The organism is Sphingomonas sp. P2_B6, assembly GCF_056404755.1.
This window is the reverse complement of record NZ_JBFUDK010000001.1, coordinates 298,753-320,044: the sequence shown is the minus strand read 5'-3', so window position 1 is coordinate 320,044 and position 21,292 is coordinate 298,753. Positions and strand designations below refer to the sequence as shown.

The following is a 21,292-nucleotide window of genomic DNA, read 5'->3' as shown; positions in this document are numbered from 1 at the left end:
TTAGTTGGCTGGAATCACCTCTCCCGTTCGCCCTGAGCTTGTCGAAGGGCTGTTCTTTCTTCCTTGGAAGAGAAGGGCAGGGCTTCGACAACCCCGGATCAAGTCCGGGGCCGAACGGAGGTGGGGGATCATTAGAACTCGAAAATGCGCTAGCGAGTGAAAGAGCCTGCCGGGACAAGGTCGCGCGGCGAGGACGAGGTGCCGACCTTGACCTCATATCGCCCCGACGGAATGACCCAGCGCCCGGCGGTCTTGTTCCACACGCCCAGCGGATGATGGCTGCTCGCCGGATCGATCGTGATGGCGACCTGGCGGGACGCGCCGGGTTCCAGCTCGACGCGTTCGAAGCCGACCAGCCTTTTGGGGGGCTGCGCGGCGCCGAGCGCATTGGCGCTGGCCGGCAGCGACAGATAGGCCTGCACGACCTGCGCGCCGGCGCGCTTCCCGGTGTTTTTCACGGTCATCGTCACGCGGTAGCTGCCTGTCCGCCGGTCCGGCACCAGCCTGGGGCTCGAGGTGGCGAAGCTCGTATAGGACAGGCCATGGCCGAACGGGAAGGCGATGCATGGGTTGCTGCCTGCCGTCTCGGCGCAGTGGCCGCCGGCATTGGCGTCGTACCAGCGATAGCCGATGTCGAGCTTCTCGCTATAGGTGACCGATGGTGACTTGCCGTCGCTGCCCGGAACGCCGGGAAATTGCTGCGGCGTGACCGAGTCGAGAAAGCCCTTGCCGGTAAGCGGAAAGGTGACCGGCAGCTTGCCTGACGGGTTGGCCCGGCCGAACAGCAGATCCGCGACGATGTTGCCGTCTTCCTGGCCCGGAAACCACACCTCCAGGATCGAAGGGCCCTGCGGACCGAGCAGGCCGGGGTCGATCGCGACGCCGGCATTGTCCTTCAGCACGAGCACGGTCTTCTGCGACATCGGACGCCCGGTGGTCGACCGGGCCGCCATGATCCCGGCCAACATCGCGACCGTCTGGCTCGACCGGGCGGTGTTGGCGCCCGTGTCCTTCGTCGCGATCAGATTGGGCCTGGCGACATACCAGTCGAGCGAGCTGCCCGCCGCCGCGCTTGCGGCCAGTTCCCGCCCGGTCGCGTCCCTGAACGTCGCGCGATCCGCGCCTTCTTCGGCGTTCGTGCCTGCCATGACGACCACGGCATCCGCCGCCGCGACCTGATCGAGCGCGGCGGCAAAAGACGATGGCTTGCCGTCGACCGTCGCCGATGCGTTGGCGTCGTCGACCAGCACCATCCTCACCTGGGTACCGGCCTGGCCCATCTCGCGCAGTGCGGTGCGGATGCCGTCGATCGGCGACACGGTATAATGCGGGACGACGTCGGAACTGCCGCCGCCCGCCCCCATCGAGCGGCCCAGGACCGATCCGCCGGCCACGGCCTGTTGCGCATAGACCTGCGACGCCTTGCCGACCAGGGCGATCACCCGCGCGTTGCGCACGATCGGCAGGGCGCCGTTGTTCTGCAGCAGCACCGCGGACCGGGCGCCGATCTCGCGCGCCTTGCGTCCACCTGCCTGGAAGTCGATCGGCGTCTGGACCAGCGGCCGGTCGAAGATGCCGGCCTTGAACATCTGCGTATAGCGGCGTTCCAGCGCGGTATCGATCTGAACGGTGGTGATCGCACCGCTTGCCAGCGCGGCGTTCAGCTTGGCGGGAGTCCAGTGGATCGGGGTCGGCATCTCATGGTCCATGCCGCCCGCCAGCGTCGGCGCCGTGCTTTTCATCGCGAAGAAATCGGACTGGACATAGCCGGTAAAGCCCCAGTCGCGGCGCAGCACGCCGTTCAGCAGGGGTTCGTTCTCGCAGGAATGGAGGCCGTTCACATAATTATACGAGCACATGATGCTCGCGACGCGGCCGTCCTTCACCGCCATTTCGAACGGAATCAGGTAAAGTTCGCGCAGCACCTGCTCGTCCACCGTCTCCTGGATGGTCATGCGGTTGGTTTCCTGCTCGTTCGCGACGAAGTGCTTCGCCATCGCGATGATGCCGTGCGACTGCACTGCCCTGGTCTCGGCCACGGCCATCGTGCCCGACAGCAAGGGATCCTCCCCGAAATATTCGAAGTTGCGGCCGAGGATCGGCAGGCGCGCCAGGTTCACGCCCGGCGCCTCGAAGACGTGGAGCGCGAGATTGGTCATCTCGGTGGCGATGACGCCGCCGAAAGCCGCGGCGACGCGCGGGTCGAACGACGCGGCGATCGCCATGCCGGAGGGAAGCGCCGTCGCCTGCGCCGAGCTGGGATGCGAATAGGCGGCGTAGATCGCATTGCCCCCGGCGGCAGCTTCGGCCTGCACGCTCTTGTCGACACAGTCATTCTGGCCGACGCCGACCGGGCCGTTGGTGATGCGGAAGGTCGGAATGGCGAGAGCGGGGTTACCCGTCACATGGCGCGCGCCATAGCAGTTCGGCAATTCGGGCAGCAGCGCCGGCATGCTGCCGGTGAGCTGCTGCATCTTCTGCGCCAGGGTCATCGCGGCGATCAGCTGATGCGCGCGACGCCGCGCGATCTTCTCCCTGGCGGTATCGGTCGTTGCCGCGGCCTGGCTGGAAACGACGGACGGACTCATCCAGGCAAGCTCGCGCTGAGCGTAGGCGGCGCTACTGGTCAAGCCAATCAGGACGCTGGCGGCGGTCAGCTTCAGGGCTATCCCACCGCGCGATTTGGCCGCCTTCATCCACTCTCTCCTCTGCTGAAACGGTCTGCGGGACGTTGCCCGCGCCGCGAATTACCGGCGATAAGACGCCGCCCAAGCAGCTTCGTCAACCTGTCGCGCGCAAAATTGTCAGGCCATCGAGGCTCTACGCGACTTTCTGGCCTGACCAATATCGACAAAGGGTGACGGGTGGGATAGTCCGACGGCATAAGAGAAACGGGCCGGTGGCCTGGCGGGAGGGAAGGGTTGAGGCGAATACCATATCTGCGCTGGTGGATCGTCGCGCTGATCTGCTTCGGCACGATCGCCAATTATCTCGCGCGCAATTCGCTCGGCGTGCTGGCGCCCGAGCTCAAGACCAGTCTCGGCATGACGACTCAGCAATACAGCTATGTCGTCGGCGCCTTCCAGCTGGCCTATACCGTGATGCAGCCGGTGGCCGGTTTCGTCGTCGACCGGATCGGACTGCGCAGCGGCTTCGCCCTGTTCGGCGTTGCCTGGTCCATCGCCAACATGCTGCATGCGCTCGCCGCCGGCTGGCTTGGCCTGATGTTCTTCCGCGGTCTGCTCGGCATGGCGGAGGCGGCGGCGGTGCCGGCCGGGATCAAGGCGATCGCGACCTGGTTCCCCGCGCGGGAACGCTCCGTCGCGGTCGGCTGGTTCAACGCGGGCACCTCGCTCGGCGCGCTGATCGCCCCGCCGGTGGTCGTGGCGGTGTCGTTATGGGCCGACTGGCGCCTGGCCTTTGTCGTCACCGGCGCGGTCGGGCTGGTATGGGCGGCGGCGTGGTATGGCTTCTACCGCAGCCCGGCCGAGCATCCGGCGATCACGCCCGACGAGCTGGCGCTGATCCAGGCCGACCGGCCGCCCCTGACCGGTCGCCGCGCGACGGCGCGCGAGATCCTCGGCACGCCGAAATTCTGGGTGATCGCGGTGCCGCGCTTCCTCGCCGAGCCGGCCTGGCAGACCTTCAGCTTCTGGATCCCGCTCTATCTTGCCACCGAGCGCGGCATGGACCTGAAGCAGATCGCCCTGTTCGCCTGGCTGCCCTTCCTCGCGGCCGATCTCGGTGGCGTGCTCGGCGGCTATCTGTCGCCGTTCCTGATGGGGCGGCTGCGCCTGTCGCTGATCACGTCGCGCGTCGCCGGCATCGTCCTGGCGGCGGTGCTGATGATCGCGCCGGGATGCATCGGCCTAGCCGCAAGCCCCTATACCGCGATCGCGCTGTTCTGCGTCGGCGGCTTCGCGCACCAGATGATCTCGGTGCTGATCAACACCCTGTCGGCCGATGTCTTCACCGCCGAGGAGGTCGCCACCGCCAACGGCTTTATCGGCCAGGCGGGCTGGATCGGCGGGCTGCTGTTCTCGCTGCTGATCGGCCAGCTCGCCGATACGATCGGCTATGCGCCGCTGTTCGCGGCCTTGTCGGTGTTCGACCTGATCGGTGCCGCGGTCCTGGTCGTCAGCATTCGCCACCTCGTTCCCGCGGAGTCCCGCCGATGAAGCGCGCCACCTTGTCCAACCCGCCGCTGTTCGCGGTGCATGAACAGGCGCGGGGCCGGCTGACGCTGGTGGCCGATACCGGGGCGACGGCGCATCTGTTCGTGCTGGAGGAGGATATCGCGCGGCTGCTCCTGCTCGCCGATGGCGCCGTGACGAGCCCGCCGAGCTGGGCGATCGCGCCGGGCGCTGCAGATATCGCCGAGCCGGGGCGCGACCGGATGGATCTGGACGGCTTCACCTGTCCGGATTTCCACGTCGAGACTCTGGATGGGGTAGTGACGGTCGCAACGGCCCGGCTGCGCGTGCGGATTCGCCTGCACGGGCTGCACTGCATCTGGGAACAGCATGACGGCGCCGAGTGGCGCCTGATGGCGGAGGACCGGCCGACCCAGGCCTATGACTTTGGCTGGTGGGACGGCCGCGTGCACCATTATTGCGCGCGGCGACCGGGCGAGCGCTTCTACGGCCTGGGCGACCGTTCGGGCGATACGGACCGCGCGGGGCGCAGCTTCCGCCTGACCAATCTCGATCCGATGGGCTATGACGCCGAGAATGGCGATCCGCTGTACAAGTCGATCCCCTATATCTTGGTCGCCGACGCGGCCGGGCACTGCCACGGCGCCTTTTACGACACGCTTGCCGACACGGCGTTCGATTTCGGCCGCGAGCTGGACAATTATCACGGCCTGTATCGCCACATGGTGGCGGAGGCCGGCGATCTCGACCTGTGGATGATCGCCGGGCCCGATCCGCTGGCGGTGACGCGCCGCTTCACGTGGCTGACCGGCCGGCCGGCGCTGATGCCGCGCTGGTCGCTCGGTTATTCGGGATCGACCATGACCTATACCGACGCGCCCGACGCCGCGGTGCAGATGGCCGGGTTCATCGAGAAGCTGGCGGAGCACGATATCGGCTGCACCTCGTTTCATCTGTCCTCGGGCTACACCTCGATCGGCGACAAGAGATATGTGTTCCACTGGAATCGGGAGAAATTCCCGGAGCCCGCCCACTTCGTCCAAAGCTATGCGGCGGCGGGGATCCAGCTCGTTCCGAACATCAAGCCGGCGCTACTGCGCAGCCATCCGCGCTATGACGAGGTCGCCGCCGAGGGGCTGTTCGTGGCCGATGCGGAGGGTGTGCCGGTGGAAGCGCAGTTCTGGGACGAAGTCGGCAGCTATATCGACTTCACCAATCCCGCCGCGGCGCAGTGGTGGCGGGCGCAGGTCGGCAGCGCTCTGCTCGACCAGGGCATCGTCGCGACCTGGAACGACAATAACGAATATGAGATCTGGGACAGGCGGGCGCGGTTTGCGGGCTTCGGCACGCCTCGCGCGGCGGCCGATTGGCGCCCCGTCCAGCCCCTGCTGATGTCGCGGGCCTCACGCCGCGCCCAGACCGAGGCCGCGCCGGCCAACCGCCCCTATGTCGTCACCCGGTCGGGCATGGCGGGGCTGCAACGCTATGCCCAGACGTGGAGCGGCGACAATCGCACCGAGTGGAAGACGTTGCGCTACAATGCCCGCATGGCGATCGGCCTGGCGCTGTCCGGTGTGTCGAACAGCGGGCATGACGTCGGCGGGTTCGCCGGGCCGGCGCCGTCGCCGGAATTGCTGGTCCGCTGGGTGCAGGCGGGCGTGCTGATGCCGCGCTTCAGCATCCATAGCTGGAACGACGATCGCAGCGTCAACGAGCCCTGGATGTACCCCGAATCGCTGCCCGCGATCCGGCGCCTGATTGCGTTGCGGCAGACATTGTTGCCGTTCTTCTACGATCTGCTGCATCGATACCATCAGGCGTATGAGCCGATGGTGCGGCCGACCTGGCTCGATTTTCCCGGCGACGCGGCGGCCTGGGCGGAAAATGACGAGCATCTGCTCGGGCCTGACCTGCTGGTCGCCACCGTCATGGAGGCGGGTGCCGATACGCGCACCGTCCGGCCACCGGCCGGGGCGGAGTGGCTGGACGTGTGGACCGGCGACCGCGTTGCTGGCGGCGTGACGGCGGTGCTCGACGCACCGCTCGACGGCCCGCCGCCGCTGCTCGCGCGAGCGGGATCGGCGATGCTGGTCGATCTCGCTGAAGGCGGGTGGCGGCCCGGGCCCTATCGCCGCGGCGTCTGGCTGTTCCCGCCACGCCAGGGCGCCTTTGCCTGGTCCGCCCTCGAGGATGCCGGCGACGGGGCAGGGGCGATCGACCAGTGGTGCATTACCGGCACTGCGGATGCGGCACGAATCGTCCTGGAGGTGCGGCGCGAGGGGCCGGGGACCTTTGGCGACGACAGGATCACGCTCCTGTTGCCGCCGGGGGAGGAGCGCGAACTGATCGTGAATGGCGGGATTGGCGATGCCGTCAAGCATGAGGGCCGGCGCGGCGTGGTCATCAGGGTCTGACGGCGACCGGCGTTACACCGCCACGCGCTTCGCCAGGTCAGTGCGCTTGGCCTCCACTTCGGCGCGGGCGCGGTTGACCGCGTCGTTCTCGGTTGCCTGCAACAGGCCGTCGATCACACGGGCGAGGTGATTGCGCATCGCCGTGCGGGCCGCCTTGGGGTTGCGGTCGCGCAGTGCCGCCAGGATGACCTGATGTTCGTCGATGCGCGGCTGGACGCCGACGCTGCGCGCGCGTTCGAGCATGTGCGCGCAGAGCGGCGAGCGGTAACGCGCGTCCCACAGGGATTCGACGACATCGACCACGGCCGAGTTGCGCGTCGCGCGTGCGATGGTCAGGTGGAATTCGCGATCGGCATGTTCGCCGCTGATATTCTCCAGATTCTCGCGTTCCATCTCGCCGATCAGCGTCTCGAGCGTCGCGATCTCGGCATCGCTGATGGACACCGCGGCTAGCGCCGCCGCCTCCGCCTCGAACAACCGGCGCGCCTCGGTCAGCTCGAACGCGCCGATATCGAGCCCGATGGTCGGCGCGTCCAGCGGCGGATTGTCGGTGACGAAGATGCCCGCGCCGTGACGCGACCGGACGATGCCGATCACCTCGAGCGCGATCATCGCCTCGCGGATGGTCGGCCGGCTGACCTTATACTCGTCGGCCAGTTCGCGTTCGGACGGAATGCGCTGTCCGGGGGCAAAATCGCCGCGCTGGATCGCCTCCGCCACCGCGGCGGCGACTTGCTGGTAGAGTTTCCGCCCGTCCGCTTGCAGCGTGGCCGTCGCCGGGTCGCCAACTGGTCTGATCAATTTCTTCAATGGCATAGCTGAACTGGCCTATACCAGCCCCGTGACAATCGGGCAACAGGGCGAAAGCCACCACGGGTGGTGCGAAAGTCATTGTCAGGCAGGGCTTGCAACTGGTCAGGCCATTTGATAGCCACCGACTACAAAGAAACGGGCGCGGGCATTCGTGATCCGACGCCAAGGGGAGGATCAAGATGGGAAAATTCCACCAGACCGTTTGCCTGAAGGCGCTTGCCGCGTCGCTGGCGCTGGGCGCGACGCCGGCGATGGCCAAGGCCGACCCCGCCGCCACGCCTCAAGCCGATTCGGCCGCGGCACCGCAAAGCGCGCCGGCCGAAGCAGCGCAGACCGGGCTCGAACCCAACGACATCATCGTTACCGCGAACAAGCGCGCCGAGAATGTGCAGAATGTGCCGCTCGCCGTGTCCGTGCTGTCGTCGGCGCAGCTCCAGGCCTCTGGTGTGCGCCAGTTCTCCGACCTGGGCCGTATCGCGCCGTCGTTGACGGTGCGTCCGGCCGAACATCCGGTCAACGCCAATGTGTCGCTGCGCGGCGTCGGCACCTTCGCCTTCGGCATCGGCGTCGAGCCGAGCGTCGCGGTGCTGGTCGACGAAGTGCCGCTCGCCTTCCAGGCACGCGCCTTCACCGACCTGCCCGATGTCGAGCGGATCGAAGTGCTGCGCGGGCCGCAGAGCACCTTGTACGGCAAGTCGGCCTCGGCCGGCCTGATCAACATCATCACGCGCCAGCCGACCGACAGCTTCCATTTCCGCGCCAATGCGCTGGCGACCACCGACAGCGAATATGGCGGCAATTTCAGCGTGTCGGGCCCGATCAGCCCGGAACTGGGCTATGTCCTGTCGGCCAGCTATTCCAACTGGGACGGCAATGTCCGCAACCTGTTCAACGGCAAGAAAGTGAACGGGCGCGAGGCATTCAACACCCGCGCCAAGCTCCGCTGGGAACCGACCGACAACGTCACCGTCACCCTGTCGGGCAATTATCTCAACGGCAATACCAGCGTCGGCCGGCCGTTCATCCGCATGGACCCGACCGCCTTGTTCCGCGGTATCGCAGGCCAGACCGCGGCGGTGGCGATGCCCGGCGTGACGATCAACGAGGACAATCAGAACGTCAGCAACAATTACGACGCGCGCACCAAATATGAAGGCGGCGGCGGGTCGCTCCGCGCGGAAGTCGGGCTGGGCGACATGACCCTGGTGTCGATCAGCTCGTACGACAAGTTCCGCCTCAACGACTTTCTCGATCAGGACGATACGTCGTCCACGACTCCCAGCGGCAGCAACATCCAGGTCGGCACGTTCCACTCGACATTGTTCACGCAGGAAATCCGCCTGCTCTCGCCCGGCGACAAGCCGTTCCGTTATACGGTGGGCGCCTATTATGCGAATGTGAAGTTCGACCGGCCTTTCCTGCGCGGCCCGGCTTTCTCGCTCGCCAACTGGTTCGCGACGTCGAAATCGGAGCAGATCGCGGCCTTCGCGCAGATCGACTGGGAGATCGTGCCGCATCTGACCCTGACCGGCGGCGGCCGCGTCCAGAACGAGAAGATTGCCTATACCTTCAAGGACAATCTCGCGGCCGTCGGCGCGCCGTCTCTCTTCAGCGGCCGTGCCGAGGATACCGCGGGCACCTATCGCATCAGCGGGCGCTACGAAGTCACGCCCGACATGATGGTCTTCGCGACCTATTCGACCGGCTACAAGGGCCAGACCTATGATCTGACCACTGGCTTCAACGCCAACCGCGCCAACGCCGGCCCGATCAGGCCGGAACGGTCGCGCGACTGGGAGCTCGGCGCACGCATGCAGTTCCTCGACCGGCGCGTGACGGCCAACCTCACCTTGTTCAACACCGATTATGAGGATCTGCAGGCGCAGACGATCGAGACGCTGACGGACGGGACCAGCAATTTCCGTCTGACCAATGTCGGCGGACTGAACACCAAGGGCGTGGAACTCGACACCTCCGCACGGATCGGCAACGACCTCAATCTTGGCGCGTCGGTCGCCTATCTCGACGCGAAATACACGTCATTCCCGCGTGCGCAATGTTATCCCCTGCAGACGCCGGCACAGGGATGCGTGCCGGCGGTGCCGGCGGCGCCGCCAGTACCGGCCCAGCCCGCTTATCAGGTCCTGACCGACCAGCGCGCGGTGCAGGCGCCGGAGTGGAAATTCTCGGTCAACGCCGATTATTCGCCGTCGCTGGGCGGCGATCTGCGCGGCATCGTCCAGGCCAGCTGGCAATATCAGAGCAGCGTCTATTATGTGGCGGAGGATCCCCAGACGTTCCAGCCGGCCTATGGCATCGTCAATGGCGGGCTCGGCGTACGCGCCGAGGACCATAAATGGGAGGTGGTCGCTTTCGTCAACAACCTGTTCGACAAGCAATATTTTCCCTCCCTGGTCAACACGGCAGGCAATTTCGGCAACAAGCTGGCAACGCAGGCACTGCTGCCACGCGACTTCCGCCGCTATGGCGGTGTCCGGGTCGGCGTGAATTTCTGAAGGCAGCGGGGGCGCACGCCGCCCCCGCTGTTCTCCAACGGATCGGGAGCAAATGATGTTTCGTGTTGCGCTGCCGGTGGCGATGGCGGGTGCCGTTGCACTGTTGTCGGCGAGCGCGCCGGCAGCGGACGCGCCGGCGAACCCCGCCATCGACGCGCCGGAGCTTGCCGCGCTCGGGTCCTATCCGGTCGGCGTCGCCGCGATCGAAATCGTCCAGCCCGGCCAGGCCGACCCGCTCCAGGGCCAGGACAGGCCGGCGATCGTCGACCGTCACCTGCCGCTCAGAATCTGGTATCCTGCGGCCATGCCGGGGCGCGGCACGGTCTACCGGTCGGCGCTGCCCGGGGAGAAAGGCACCGACATCGCCTTCACCGTTCCCGGCATCGCCACACCGGACGCGCGTGCCGCCCGGGGCCGGTTCCCGCTCGTGATCCTCGCGCATGGATACAGCAACACGCCAGAGGTTCTATCGTGGCTTGGCGAGAATCTGGCCAGCAAGGGCTATGTCGTCGTCGCCCCGGCCTTTCGCGATCCGCCGATCACCATCCGTACTGCTGCCGCCGCCGCTGGCCCGATCGCGCGGCGGCCGCTCGACATCGCGTTCGTCGCCGCCGAGGCGCAGCGGCGCGCGCGCGCCGGGCAGGGGCCGTTCGCCGTCGCCGATGCCGGTCGTACCGCGCTGATCGGCTATTCGATGGGCGGGTACGGCGTGCTCACGGCCGCGGGCGCTCCGCTCGATCCCGCGCTGGCCGGGGCCACGCGCGACGTGCTCGCGCCCTATGTCGCGGGCGGACCGAAGGCGGGCGAGTTGAAGGTTGCCGGCCTGAAGGCAGTGGTCGCGATCTCGCCGCCGCGTGCGGTGCGCGGCGCCGCCATGTGGGCGGCACCCGGCGTCGCCGCGATTCAGGCACCCACCCTGTTCATCGCCGGCAGCCAGGATCGTACCGTCGGTTATGATCCCGGCGTGCGCACGCTGTTCGACGACGAGGTGCACGCGGCGCGCTATCTGCTGACGTTTCGCGAGGCGGGGCACAGCATCGCCCTGATCGGCGCGCCGCCGGAAATGCGGAAGAGCTATTGGGACCAGGACTGGTTCGAGGATTCGGTGTGGCGCAAGGACCGGCTGATGGCGATCGAGGCGCATTTCATCACCGCCTTTCTCGATCGCTATGTGAAGGGTGACATGACCAGGGCAGCCTATATCGATGGTCTCGTGCCCAATTCGAACGAGGGGGTCTGGGCCAGCGCGCCGCCAGGCCGCTATGCCGGCTTCAGCCCCGGGCCTCCCGCCGCCACTTTGTGGAAGGGGTTCCAGCCGAACAAAGCCTCGGGCATGTCGCTCGAGTTCAAGCCTGCGTCCTAGACGTGACGCGTAAAACAGCCGGCCTCGCGCGGTGCGCGCGCCGGCCAGGGAGTAAAGGCGTATGTTGATGACGCAGACGATGCGCTGGTTCGGGCCGTCCGATCCGGTGTCGCTGCGCGACATCCGCCAGGCAGGCGCGGCCGAGGTCGTGACCGCGCTGCACGAGGTCGCGAACGGCGAGGTCTGGACTCGCGAGGCGATCGCGGCGCGCAAGGGTGAGATCGAGCAGGCGGCGCTTGGCTGGACCGTGGTCGAAAGCCTTCCGGTGCACGAGGAGATCAAGACCCGCGGGCCCGGATGGGACCGACTGGTCGAGCGCTATTGCACAAGCCTGCGCAACCTCGCGGCGTGCGGCATCACCACCGTGACCTATAATTTCATGCCGATCCTCGACTGGACACGGACCGATCTGGCCTGGCCGCTTGCCGATGGCGCGCTGGCACTGCGCTTCGAGCTGGAGATGGTCGCGGCTTATGATCTCCACATCCTGCGCCGGCCCGGCGCCGACGCTTCCTATACGCCGGCCATGGTCGAAGGCGCGACGCGGCGCTTCCATGCCATGGACGAGGCGACGCGCGACAGGCTGGAGCGGACGATCATCGCCGGCTTGCCGGGCAGCGAGGAGAGTTTCACCTCCACCGCGCTGCTCGCCGCGATCGAGACCTATGCCGATGTGGATGCGGAGCGCCTGCGCGCGAACCATGCCGACTTCCTGGCCGCGGTCTGCCCCGTCGCCGATGCGCTGGGCCTGCGGCTGGTCGTCCACCCCGACGATCCGCCCTTCCCGATCTTCGGCCTGCCGCGCGTGGTGAGCACCGAGGCCGATGTCGCCTTGCTGTTCGCGCGCGTGCCCAACCCCTCCAACGGCCTGTGCTTCTGCGCCGGATCGTTCGGCGTGCGCGCCGACAACGATCTGCCCGGCATGGTCGATCGGTTGGGCGACCGGATCGGCTTCTTCCACCTGCGCTCCGTGCAGCGCGAACCGAACACCGCCTTTCACGAGGCAGCGCATCTCGAGGGTGATGCCGGGATGGTCGACATCGTGGCGGCGGTCCACCGCCTGCAGCAGCGAAGCGGCCGCTCGATCCCGATGCGCCCGGACCATGGCCATCAGATGCTCGACGACCTGACCAAGGTCACCAACCCCGGCTATTCGCTGCTCGGCCGCATGCGCGGGTTGGCGGAACTGCGCGGGCTCGAACGCGGGATCGCGCACGCGACCTCCGGAATATCATGACGAACGGCGATGGGAGACGGATGTGCTTAACCGAATGAAGGCAGCATGGCTCACCGCCGCCATGTTATGGGCCGCTCCGGGCGCCGCGCAGCAAGCCGCCGCCCCCGCCCTGCCGAAGGCGACGGCCCAGACCTCACCATTGCTGGTTTCCGCCGACATGCGGCAGGGCACCGATCTGTCCGGCGCCTGGCATTATTCGATCGATCCGTACCGCTCCGGCCTGGCCGGCTTCCATGGCGAGACGCCCGACAAGGGCCAGCAGCGTTACCGCGATGTCGATGTGCGCAAGGAAATGGCGCAGGACAGCCGGGTCCTGTACGAGTTCGACCTTGCCCGGTCGCCGGTCACGACCCTGCCGTCGTCCTGGCTGACCGAGGCGCCCGAGCTGCGTTATTATCAGGGGCTGATGTGGTATCAGCGCAGCTTCCCGGTCCCCGCGCAGCGCAAGGGGCGGATGTTCCTGCGCTTCGGCGCGGCCAACTACGCCACCGTCGTCTATCTCAACGGCCAGCCGGTCGGGCGCCACGAAGGCGGCTTCACCCCCTTCGCCTTCGAGGTGACGCGCCTGTTGCGTGACGGCGACAACCAGATCACCGTCGGCGTGGATTCGCAGGCGACCGCGGCGACCGTGCCGCCGCCCGTCACCGACTGGGAGAATTATGGCGGCATCACCCGGCCGGTACGGCTGATCTCGACGCCCGACACCTATGTCGACGATGCCTGGGTCCGCCTGACCCGCGACGGGCGCATGGCGGTCGACGTGCATCTGGACGGGCCGCAGGCGGCCAATCGCGCGGTCCGGCTGCGCGTCGCCGAGCTCGGCCTCGACCAGGCGGGCACGACCGACGCCGCCGGCAACTGGCGCGCGACCATGGCCGCGCCGCGCGCGCTGGACCGCTGGTCGCCCGAGCGTCCCAAACTCTATGAGGTGACGATCGCGAGCGGCGACGACCAGTGGCGCGACCGCATCGGTTTCCGCACCATCGAGGTGCATGGGGCCGACATCCTGCTCAACGGCAAGCCGATCTTCCTGCGCGGCATCTCGCTGCACGAGGAGGAGCTGGGCAGCGAGCCGACCCGCGCGATCAGCCCGGCGGCGGCGCGCGCCCTGCTCGGCGAGATCAAGCACGGGCTGCACGGCAATTTCGTCCGCCTGGCGCATTACCCGCATTCCGAAATGATGACGCGCACCGCCGACGAGCTCGGCCTGCTCGTGTGGAGCGAAGTGCCGGTCTATTGGCTGGTGGCCTGGTCCAACCCGGATACCCTGGCGACCGCGCGCAACATGCTGGCCGAGAATATCCTGCGCGACCGCAACCGCGCCTCGATCGCGATCTGGAGCGTCGCCAACGAGACGCCCGTCAGCGAGGCGCGCAACATCTTCCTGCGCACGCTGGTCGGCGATGTCCGCGGCCTCGACGATACGCGGCTGGTCAGCGCGGCCTTGCTGGTCGAGCGCTCGAAGGACGCGAAGACGCCGACCATGACCATGGCCGATCCGCTCGCCGAGGTCCTGGATGTGCTGGCGATCAACACCTATAATGGCTGGTACACCAACGACCGGCTGACCGACCTGCCCGGCAGCGTCTGGAAAGTGCCCGCCGACAAGCCGCTGGTCTTCTCCGAATTCGGCGCCGACGCGCGGGCCGGGTTCCACGACCTGACCGGTCCGCAGAAATTCTCCGAGGAATATCAGGCGGATTATTACCGCGCGACGCTCAAGATGGCGGATTCGGTGCCGACCTTGCGCGGCATGTCGCCTTGGATCCTCAAGGACTTCCGCTCGCCGCGCCGGCAGAATCCCGACTTCCAGCAGGGCTGGAACCGCAAGGGGCTGATCTCCGAGACCGGGCAGCGCAAACAGGCGTTCGACGTGCTCGCGGCCTATTACCGCGCGAAGGAGTAACCAGAGCGCGCGCTCCCTTGCGGAAGCGCGCGCTCCGCCCCCTTTGACCTCAGAACTTCATGCGGGCCGATGCCGCGAACAGCCGGCCGATCGGGTTCGACGCGGAGGCGTCATAACCGCCGCTGCCATTGCCCGACGGCGTCAGGTTCACATAAGGCGGATCGGCGTCGAACAGGTTGCGGACCTCCAGGCCGACGGTGAGTTTGCCGCCGAACGGGCCCTTGTCCGCGCCGCCGACCGTCCAGGCGAGGCTGAGATCGACGGGCGTGTAGCTCGCCACCTTCTGGTTCGGGGTGACCGCGTTGTTGGTGTACCCCCCGACATGAGTCGCGGTGAGCTGCACCCGGAACGGATCGATGTCCCAGGCGACGCTGCCGCGGGCCTTGAACTTCAGCGGGAAGAAGATGGTGTTGAGCCGGTTGATCGGCGTGCCCGCGGGCGAGATCGCTGCCTCGAACCGGGTCAGATAGGTCCCGCTGGCGTTGACATTGAACGTGCCGGCGGATGCCGTCGCCAGCCGCCAGTTGGCGGTCACGTCGATGCCCTCGGTGTTGGAGCGGCCGAGATTGTTGTTCCGTCCGTCGACGAACAGGGTGACGTTGTTGGGATCGCCGCCGGGGAAGACGCCGCCGCCGATGCCCACGCCCTGCGCGAGCAGGGCGAGCACGCGGTCGCGCGCCTGGGTTCCGCGCAGGATGATGCCGGTCCCCGCAAACTGCGCCTCGCGCGTCAGGATCGCCAGATCGGAGAGATAGGTGTCGACCTGGTTGATATATTCGACGTTGAAATAGGTGGCGCTGAGCCGGAGGCCCGGCGTGATGTCCCAGTCGCCGCCGACCGACCAGGTGGTCGCTTCTTCCGGCTGCAGATTGAGATTGGGGCCGGAATAGGCCACGCCGACCAGCGGCGCGCCGCCGGCCGGGTTCTGGTAGTTCTGAATGAACAGCGCGTTGCTGTTGCCGTAGATCTGCGAGATCAGCGGGGCGCGGAACGAGGTGCCGTAGCTGCCGCGCAGGGTGAGGCCGGTAACCGGCGACCAGTTGACGCCGAACTTCGGATTGGTGGTCGACCCGACATCGCTATATTTGTCGTAGCGGATGGCGGCGTCGATCTCGAGCTTGCGGAAGAACGGGATCGCATTGTCCGCACCGAATATCGGCACGAGCAGTTCGGCATAACCCGAGTCCACGCGGCGGGTGAAATGCCGGAAGACGATGGGCGTGGTGGGCACGCCGCGCGCCGAGCCGAGATCGACGGTGATCTCCTGTCCTTCATAGCCCGCCGCGACCTTCACCCCGCCGCCGGGTAGGCGGAACAGCGTGCCGTTCACCCGCGCCTCATAGCCGTTGAACTTGTTGAGCGTGGGGGAGAAGGACACGAAGTTGCTGATGGCCAGCAACGTCGCCTCGCTGGTGCGGCCGAGACCATAGGGGTCGAAGGCCGTGGCGGGATTGCTGCTGGCGAGTGCCGCGTTCAGGGCCGCGTTGTTCAGGCCGCGCGTCTGGTCCGCCTGGTCGTTGCCGCGGCCATAGGTGAAGATGCCTTCCACCTGCCAGTCACCGGGCAGCTTGATGCGGACACCCGGCGTGATCTCCCAATTCTCGGCCGACCCCGGATTGGCGTTGCGCGGCAGGTCGTTCATGAAATTATAGGCGATGGTGTAGCTGGTGCCGGCGAAGCCGGCCGGGCGCACGAAAAAGGCATTGGTTTGGGGGACCGTCAGCGTCGCGCTCGACTCCGCCGGATAGCGCAGGAATTTGCGCTTCGAATAGAAGCCGTCGGCGAAGACCGTCAGCCAGGGAGTGATCTCCTGCGTGAAGGTGCCGTTGACCGAGTCATAGGTCTGTTGCGGGAACAGATCCTGCCCGATCAGGTCGTCGCAACGGTTGGTGGTGCCCGCGACGAGACTGGCCGCGCTCGCCTGGGTCACGCCGGCCTTGGGGATCGCATAGTTGACGCCGCCGGCGGTGATGGTGCCGGGCGCGCACCGCGTGACGCTATAGTCGTTGCCGCCGAAGGCGCGCTGGTCCGAGCGGAAGAAATCACGGTCGTCGCCGTTGAGGGCGGAGCGATAGACATGCTCATAAGCGAGCATTGCCTGGCCCGTGTCCCAGACCTTTCCGGCCGCGATGCCGAGCTGATATTCGGAGAAATCGCCGCGCCCGCCGACGCCGTAGCGCGCGCTTGCCTCGACGCCGTCGAGGGTGCGGCGCGGGATGAGGTTGACCACGCCGGCGACCGCGTCGGATCCGTAGATCGCCGACGCGCCGTCGGCGACGACTTCGACGCGTTCCAGGCCGAGCGTCGGGATGGCCGAGGGATCGAAGGCGCGGCTGTTGTTCACCGCGCGGTGGCCGTCGACCAGGATCAGGGTCGCATAAGGGCCGATGCCGCGCAGATTGACGCTGTTGCCATAGGTGATGTTGCCATTGCCGCCCGACTGGCCGCGCGAATTCTCGCTGACCCCGAGATCGAAGACCTGCGGGATCTGCTTGATCAGCCGGTCGGTGGTGACCGCGCCCGAAGCGATCACGTCCTCGCGGCCAAGCGCGATGACCGAGGAGCCGACCGGCGCCGCGCCGCGCAGGCGGCTGCCGGTGACGACGACTTCGCCGGCGACTTCGTCCTCGGCGGTGGTGGTCGTCGGGCCGGCGGCTTCCTGCTGGCCGGTGGTCGGCGCCTCCTGTGCCTGTACGCCGGTTGCCCAGGCCAGTGCGAGCAGGGCGACGCCCGATCGGGCAAAGATCTTAGCGGTGTGAGCCTTCATTCTGTCTCTCCCCTTGGTGCGCCCGCCTTGCTCAGCGGAACGTCGGTTTCGTCGTGAATGGAATGTCGATGCGCGAGGCGTCCGTGCCGCCGCTGACGATGGTGAAGACCGGCGGCGGATCCTGGCGGATCTGGGCCAGATTACGCTGGCGCGGATCGGCGCCGGCCAGGGTGACGCGCAGCCGGTGGCCCGCGGCGAAGGTATAGGCGCGCGGCACCATCGAGAAGGTCAGGGTCGCCGGCTTGCCCGGCACCATTGGCAAGGCGTCCGCCTTCAGCCCCGAATGATAGGGCAGGTCGAGCCGGTCGTACGGCGCCCTGGACAGCTTGCGGTGCGAGGCGGCGAGCCGGCCGAATGAGACCATATAGGCCTTGCCCGCCGGATCGACGTCCTCGAGATAGACGAACAGGTTCGCGTCCGGGCGGTCGAGCGCGGTGGTGATGGTCGCGATCGGATAGCCGGTCATCGCGGCGTCGGCGGCGAGCGGCGGACTGGTGAAGCTCGGGCCCTTGCCGAAGGGCGAGGGCGGCCAGAAGGCGAAATATTCGCCCTTCGCTACATCGTAATCGACGGTGAAGATGCGCTTGCCGTTGCCTGGCCTGGCGGGCGACAGGTCGCCCTGCGTCGTCGCGGAGAGGTAGAGCGGTGAACGGGCCACGCCGATGCCGGGTGCCGTCGCCGACGCGACCATCGCGCCGGTCCCGCCCGGGGCCTCGTGATACCAGCTGTAGCGCGGGCCCCGTTCGAAGCCGTTGTCGATGCCCTTGAGATAATGGTCGAAGAAGCGGCGCTGCTCGCCGGCGATGTCGAACTGCTTCGGGCCGACGCAATGGCTGCCCGGCCCGATCAGCATGCGCGACGGGATGTTGACGGCGTTGAGGATCATCTGCTCGGTCGGCTCGTCCTCCCAGTTGCTCCACAGCAGCCAGGCGAGCTTCGGGTCCTTGAGCGCCTTGAGATGGGTATAAGGCCCGACCTCTTCCCAATAGCGGTTGCCGGTCAGCGGCGACACGCTGTCGCGATAGGGCATGGTCTCCCATAATTTCGCCATCGGCGTGTTGCCCGCGTGCTCGGCGACCGCGGTCTTGAGCATTGTGCCGTCGCTGTCCGCGTCGACCGGCACGCTGGCGAGATCGACATCGAGCGGCTCGTCGGGGCGGGTGTTAAACTGGCCGGTGATGCCGCCGTTGCGCACGAAGCTGTATTTGTCGATGTCGGTCGCGGCGGCGAACACCGCACGGAGCGCCGGTGGCGAAGCGCCCGCCACGAGCATCGAGGTGCCACCGAGATAGGAGCAGCCGGTGATGCCGACCTTGCCGGTGGACCAGGACTTGCCCGCGAGCCACTGAATCAGGTCGTAACCGTCATGCGCCTCGGTCTGGTCGAGGAAGCCGCGCCGCGCGCCGAACGAGGCACCCTTGCCCCGCACGTCGGCGGTGGCGACGACATAGCCCGATTTCACCAGCGTGCGCAGGCCGAAGATCGGCGAATCGACCAGCTCGACCGGCTTGTGGTCCTTGTCGAAATAACGCGCGCGATAGGGGGTGAAGGCGAAGACGATCGGCAGCGGCGTCTCGACCGGCTTCCCGTCGACCACCGGGCGATAGATATTGACCGCGAGGCGCGTGCCGTCGCGCACCGGCACGTAGAGCGAGCTGCGGGTCACATCGCTGTAAGCCATTGCAGCGGCGGGTTCGGATGCGGCGATCGCGCTCATCGGCGTGGCCAGAAGGGAGATACAAGCAAGCGCTGCGGTGATCCGCGCACGTCCCGACACAGGGCCTTGTCCGATCACCGGCATCTCCTCCATCGCGGCATTCCACGCCTCTTCTGCCGAGAGACTCGTCGCTGCCTGAGCAGCAAAGACCATATTTAGTGGATATGTTCAACGGTTATATTACGAAACGAAATTTCATGGCCTGGCGACGAGATATTGCAAGCGCTTGCATAATCCCTTAGCGGCGGAGGCGAGAGGATCCTGCATGCCCCTGATTCTGGCGACCGGTGACATTGCCCCAGACCGGGACGATGCGGACGAATGCTTCGCGGCGACACGCGACGTGCTGCGCGAGGCGGACCTGGTGTTCGGCCAGCTGGAGACCAGCTTTGCCGAGCGCGGCACCCGTTTGCCCCAGGCACGGCACGCCGTGCTGACCAGGCCGGACGCTGCAGCCTCCGTTGGGCGCGCCGGCTTCGATATCATCTCGATGGCGGGCAATCATGTGCTCGACTGGGGCAATGAGGCGCTGTTCGAGACGATGGGCAACCTCGCCGCGGCGGGCATCACGGTGGTGGGCGCCGGCGCCACTATCGCCGAAGCGCGCAAGCCCGTTTTCTCGACCCTGAGCGATGGCACGCGGATCGCGACGCTGGCTTATTGTTCGATCCTGCCCATGTCATACTGGGCCGATGAGCGGCGGCCCGGCTGCGCGCCGATGCGGGCGCACACCATTTACGAGCAGATCGAGCATGACCAGCCGGGTACCCCGCCGCGCGTGCACAGCTATCCGCACCGCGACGATCTCGCGGCGATGGAGGCCGATATCCGGGCCGCGAAGCAGCAGGCCGATGTGGTCATCGTGTCGCAGCATTGGGGCATTCATTTCGTGCGCGCCTCGATCGCGGATTATCAGCGCGACGTGGCGAGGGCGGCGATCGCGGCCGGCGCCGATGTGATCCTGGGCGGGCACGCGCATATCCTGAAGGGCATCGAGTTCATCCAGGGCAAGCCGGTCTATTACAGCCTGTGCAATTTCGCCTGCGACCTGCGCATGGATCCGGCACATGCCGCGAGCAAGAGCTTCAAGGAGATCCAGGCGCTGGCCGAGGACTGGGTGCCCGATTTCGACAGCCTGTATAATTTCCCGCCCGCCGCGCGCATGTCGATGATCGCGCGGATCGAGGTGAGGGAAGGCAAGGTCGTGGAGACGGGATTCCTGCCTTTGTGGATCGACCGCGACGCGGTGCCGCGTATCGTGCCGCCGGAGGATCCGCGCTTCGGCGAGGTGATCGATTACATGACCGCAATCACGGCCGAGGCCGGGCTCAACGCGCGGTACGAGACCGCTGGCGACCATGTCGTCATCGCGGGTCCGGCGCAATGAGCCGCCGCCTGCCGATCGAGCTGATCACCCTGCTCTATTTCCTGAGCTATCTGCCCAACATCATCATGACCAAGCTGGTCACGACCGCGCCCAATGCCGGGCTGGGGCAGCCGCCCACGGGGCTGGAGACCTTGCCCGCGTCGCTGATCGTCAGCCTGGTGCTGACCTATATCTTCATCTTCGTGTCGGGCTGGCACCGCGATGCGCATGGCAAAGCGATCGGCGGGCTGCGCGTGCCGGTGTGGACGCGGTCGACCTTCCTGTCGGGCATCGGCACGGCGCTGGTGCTGTTCACCGTGCCCCTGTCCTTCACCTTCGAAGGGGTGAGCATCCCGTTCATTCAGCTGCTGATGCGCGGCGACATCCTGATCATCGCGCCGTTGGTCGACCTGATGTTCGGGCGGCGGGTGCGCTGGTGGAGCTGGGTCGCGCTGTTCATGGTCGCGGTGTCGCTCGCGTTCGTGGTGCAGCAGCGCGGCGGATTCCATCTGCCGCCGCTCGCGATCCTGACGGTCATTCTCTACACGGTCGGTTACTTCATCCGCCTCGCGGTGATGACGAGCACGGCGAAGAGCGGCGATCCGGCGCTGGTGCGGCGCTATTTCGTCGAGGAGAAGCTGGTCGCGCTGCCGCTGTCGGTGGCGGCGCTCGCCATTCTGTCGTGGAGCGGGATCGGCGCACAGGCCGGGCAGCTGAGCTGGGGCTTCATCGCGGTGTGGGGCGATCCGGTGGTGTGGTGGCTGATCGGCATCGGCACCACGCTGACGATCATTTCGATCTTTGCCGCGGTGATCCTGCTCGATGCGCGGGAGAACAGTTATTGCGTGCCGCTCGAGCGGGCATCGAGCCTGCTCGCGGGCATTGCCGCCGCCTATCTGCTGGCATGGTTCTGGGGCCTGAAGGCACCGACCGCGGCCGAGACGATCGGGGCGGCGATCCTGGTGGCGGCGATCATATTGCTGTCGGTGGCGCCGCGTTTCTCGCGCGCGAAGGTCGAGGCCCGGGCGGAGGGCTGACG

Annotated in this window: 12 protein-coding genes; 8 read left to right on the top strand and 4 right to left on the bottom strand. The window is 67.0% G+C overall.

Annotated features, from left to right (window positions below; all coding sequences use genetic code 11):
• Positions 1-149 precede the first annotated feature (149 nt).
• Positions 150-2,696, bottom strand: coding sequence for a beta-glucosidase (locus tag AC1DX5_RS01440; protein ID WP_478013860.1), 2,547 nt, complete (start codon positions 2,694-2,696; stop codon positions 150-152).
• A gap of 225 nt (positions 2,697-2,921) precedes the next feature.
• Between AC1DX5_RS01440 and AC1DX5_RS01435 the strand changes: the two genes are divergently transcribed.
• Together AC1DX5_RS01435 and AC1DX5_RS01430 are read left to right on the top strand one after the other, a co-directional pair.
• Positions 2,922-4,178 carry an MFS transporter gene (locus tag AC1DX5_RS01435; RefSeq protein ID WP_465175719.1) on the top strand — a complete coding sequence of 419 codons (1,257 nt, stop codon included), beginning with the start codon at positions 2,922-2,924 and terminating at the stop codon, positions 4,176-4,178.
• On the top strand, positions 4,175-6,568 hold the full coding sequence (locus AC1DX5_RS01430; protein WP_465175720.1) for a glycoside hydrolase family 31 protein: 2,394 nt from the start codon (positions 4,175-4,177) through the stop codon (positions 6,566-6,568). The genes AC1DX5_RS01435 and AC1DX5_RS01430 overlap by 4 nt, the downstream gene beginning before the upstream one ends.
• A 12-nt stretch (positions 6,569-6,580) precedes the next feature.
• Here the strand turns inward: AC1DX5_RS01430 and AC1DX5_RS01425 are convergent, their stop codons facing one another.
• The gene (locus AC1DX5_RS01425; protein WP_465171885.1) at positions 6,581-7,369 is read right to left on the bottom strand and encodes a FadR/GntR family transcriptional regulator; all 789 of its coding nucleotides are present in this window, start codon (positions 7,367-7,369) and stop codon (positions 6,581-6,583) included.
• A 191-nt stretch (positions 7,370-7,560) separates the two neighbouring features.
• On the opposite strand from AC1DX5_RS01425, the gene AC1DX5_RS01420 reads away from it, so the two are divergent.
• From AC1DX5_RS01420 to AC1DX5_RS01405, 4 genes are all read left to right on the top strand, one after another.
• Positions 7,561-9,897, top strand: a complete 2,337-nt coding sequence (locus AC1DX5_RS01420) for a TonB-dependent receptor (RefSeq protein WP_465175721.1) — start codon at positions 7,561-7,563, stop codon at positions 9,895-9,897.
• 52 nt (positions 9,898-9,949) lie between these two features.
• Positions 9,950-11,260: an alpha/beta hydrolase family protein gene (locus AC1DX5_RS01415; protein ID WP_478013859.1), complete on the top strand. Its 1,311-nt coding sequence runs from the start codon at positions 9,950-9,952 to the stop codon at positions 11,258-11,260.
• A 67-nt stretch (positions 11,261-11,327) separates the two neighbouring features.
• On the top strand, positions 11,328-12,497 hold the full coding sequence (uxuA, locus tag AC1DX5_RS01410; RefSeq protein ID WP_478013858.1) for a mannonate dehydratase: 1,170 nt from the start codon (positions 11,328-11,330) through the stop codon (positions 12,495-12,497).
• A gap of 34 nt (positions 12,498-12,531) precedes the next feature.
• Entirely contained in the window at positions 12,532-14,403 is a 1,872-nt protein-coding gene (locus AC1DX5_RS01405) for a glycoside hydrolase family 2 protein (protein WP_478013857.1), read from the top strand.
• Positions 14,404-14,452: 49 nt separating this feature from the next.
• Here AC1DX5_RS01405 and AC1DX5_RS01400 read toward each other — a convergent pair whose 3' ends face one another.
• The gene (locus tag AC1DX5_RS01400) at positions 14,453-17,170 is read right to left on the bottom strand and encodes a TonB-dependent receptor domain-containing protein (RefSeq protein WP_478013856.1); all 2,718 of its coding nucleotides are present in this window, start codon (positions 17,168-17,170) and stop codon (positions 14,453-14,455) included.
• Between the two features lie 31 nt (positions 17,171-17,201).
• Complete coding sequence (locus AC1DX5_RS01395) at positions 17,202-19,040, bottom strand: CocE/NonD family hydrolase (RefSeq protein ID WP_478013855.1); 1,839 nt, start codon at positions 19,038-19,040, stop codon at positions 17,202-17,204.
• A gap of 112 nt (positions 19,041-19,152) precedes the next feature.
• Between AC1DX5_RS01395 and AC1DX5_RS01390 the strand changes: the two genes are divergently transcribed.
• Together AC1DX5_RS01390 and AC1DX5_RS01385 are read left to right on the top strand one after the other, a co-directional pair.
• On the top strand, positions 19,153-20,274 hold the full coding sequence (locus AC1DX5_RS01390; protein WP_478013854.1) for a CapA family protein: 1,122 nt from the start codon (positions 19,153-19,155) through the stop codon (positions 20,272-20,274).
• A complete protein-coding gene (locus AC1DX5_RS01385) occupies positions 20,271-21,290 on the top strand; it encodes a hypothetical protein (protein ID WP_478013853.1) in 1,020 nt (339 codons plus the stop codon). Before AC1DX5_RS01390 ends, AC1DX5_RS01385 begins: the two co-directional genes overlap by 4 nt.
• Positions 21,291-21,292 lie beyond the last annotated feature (2 nt).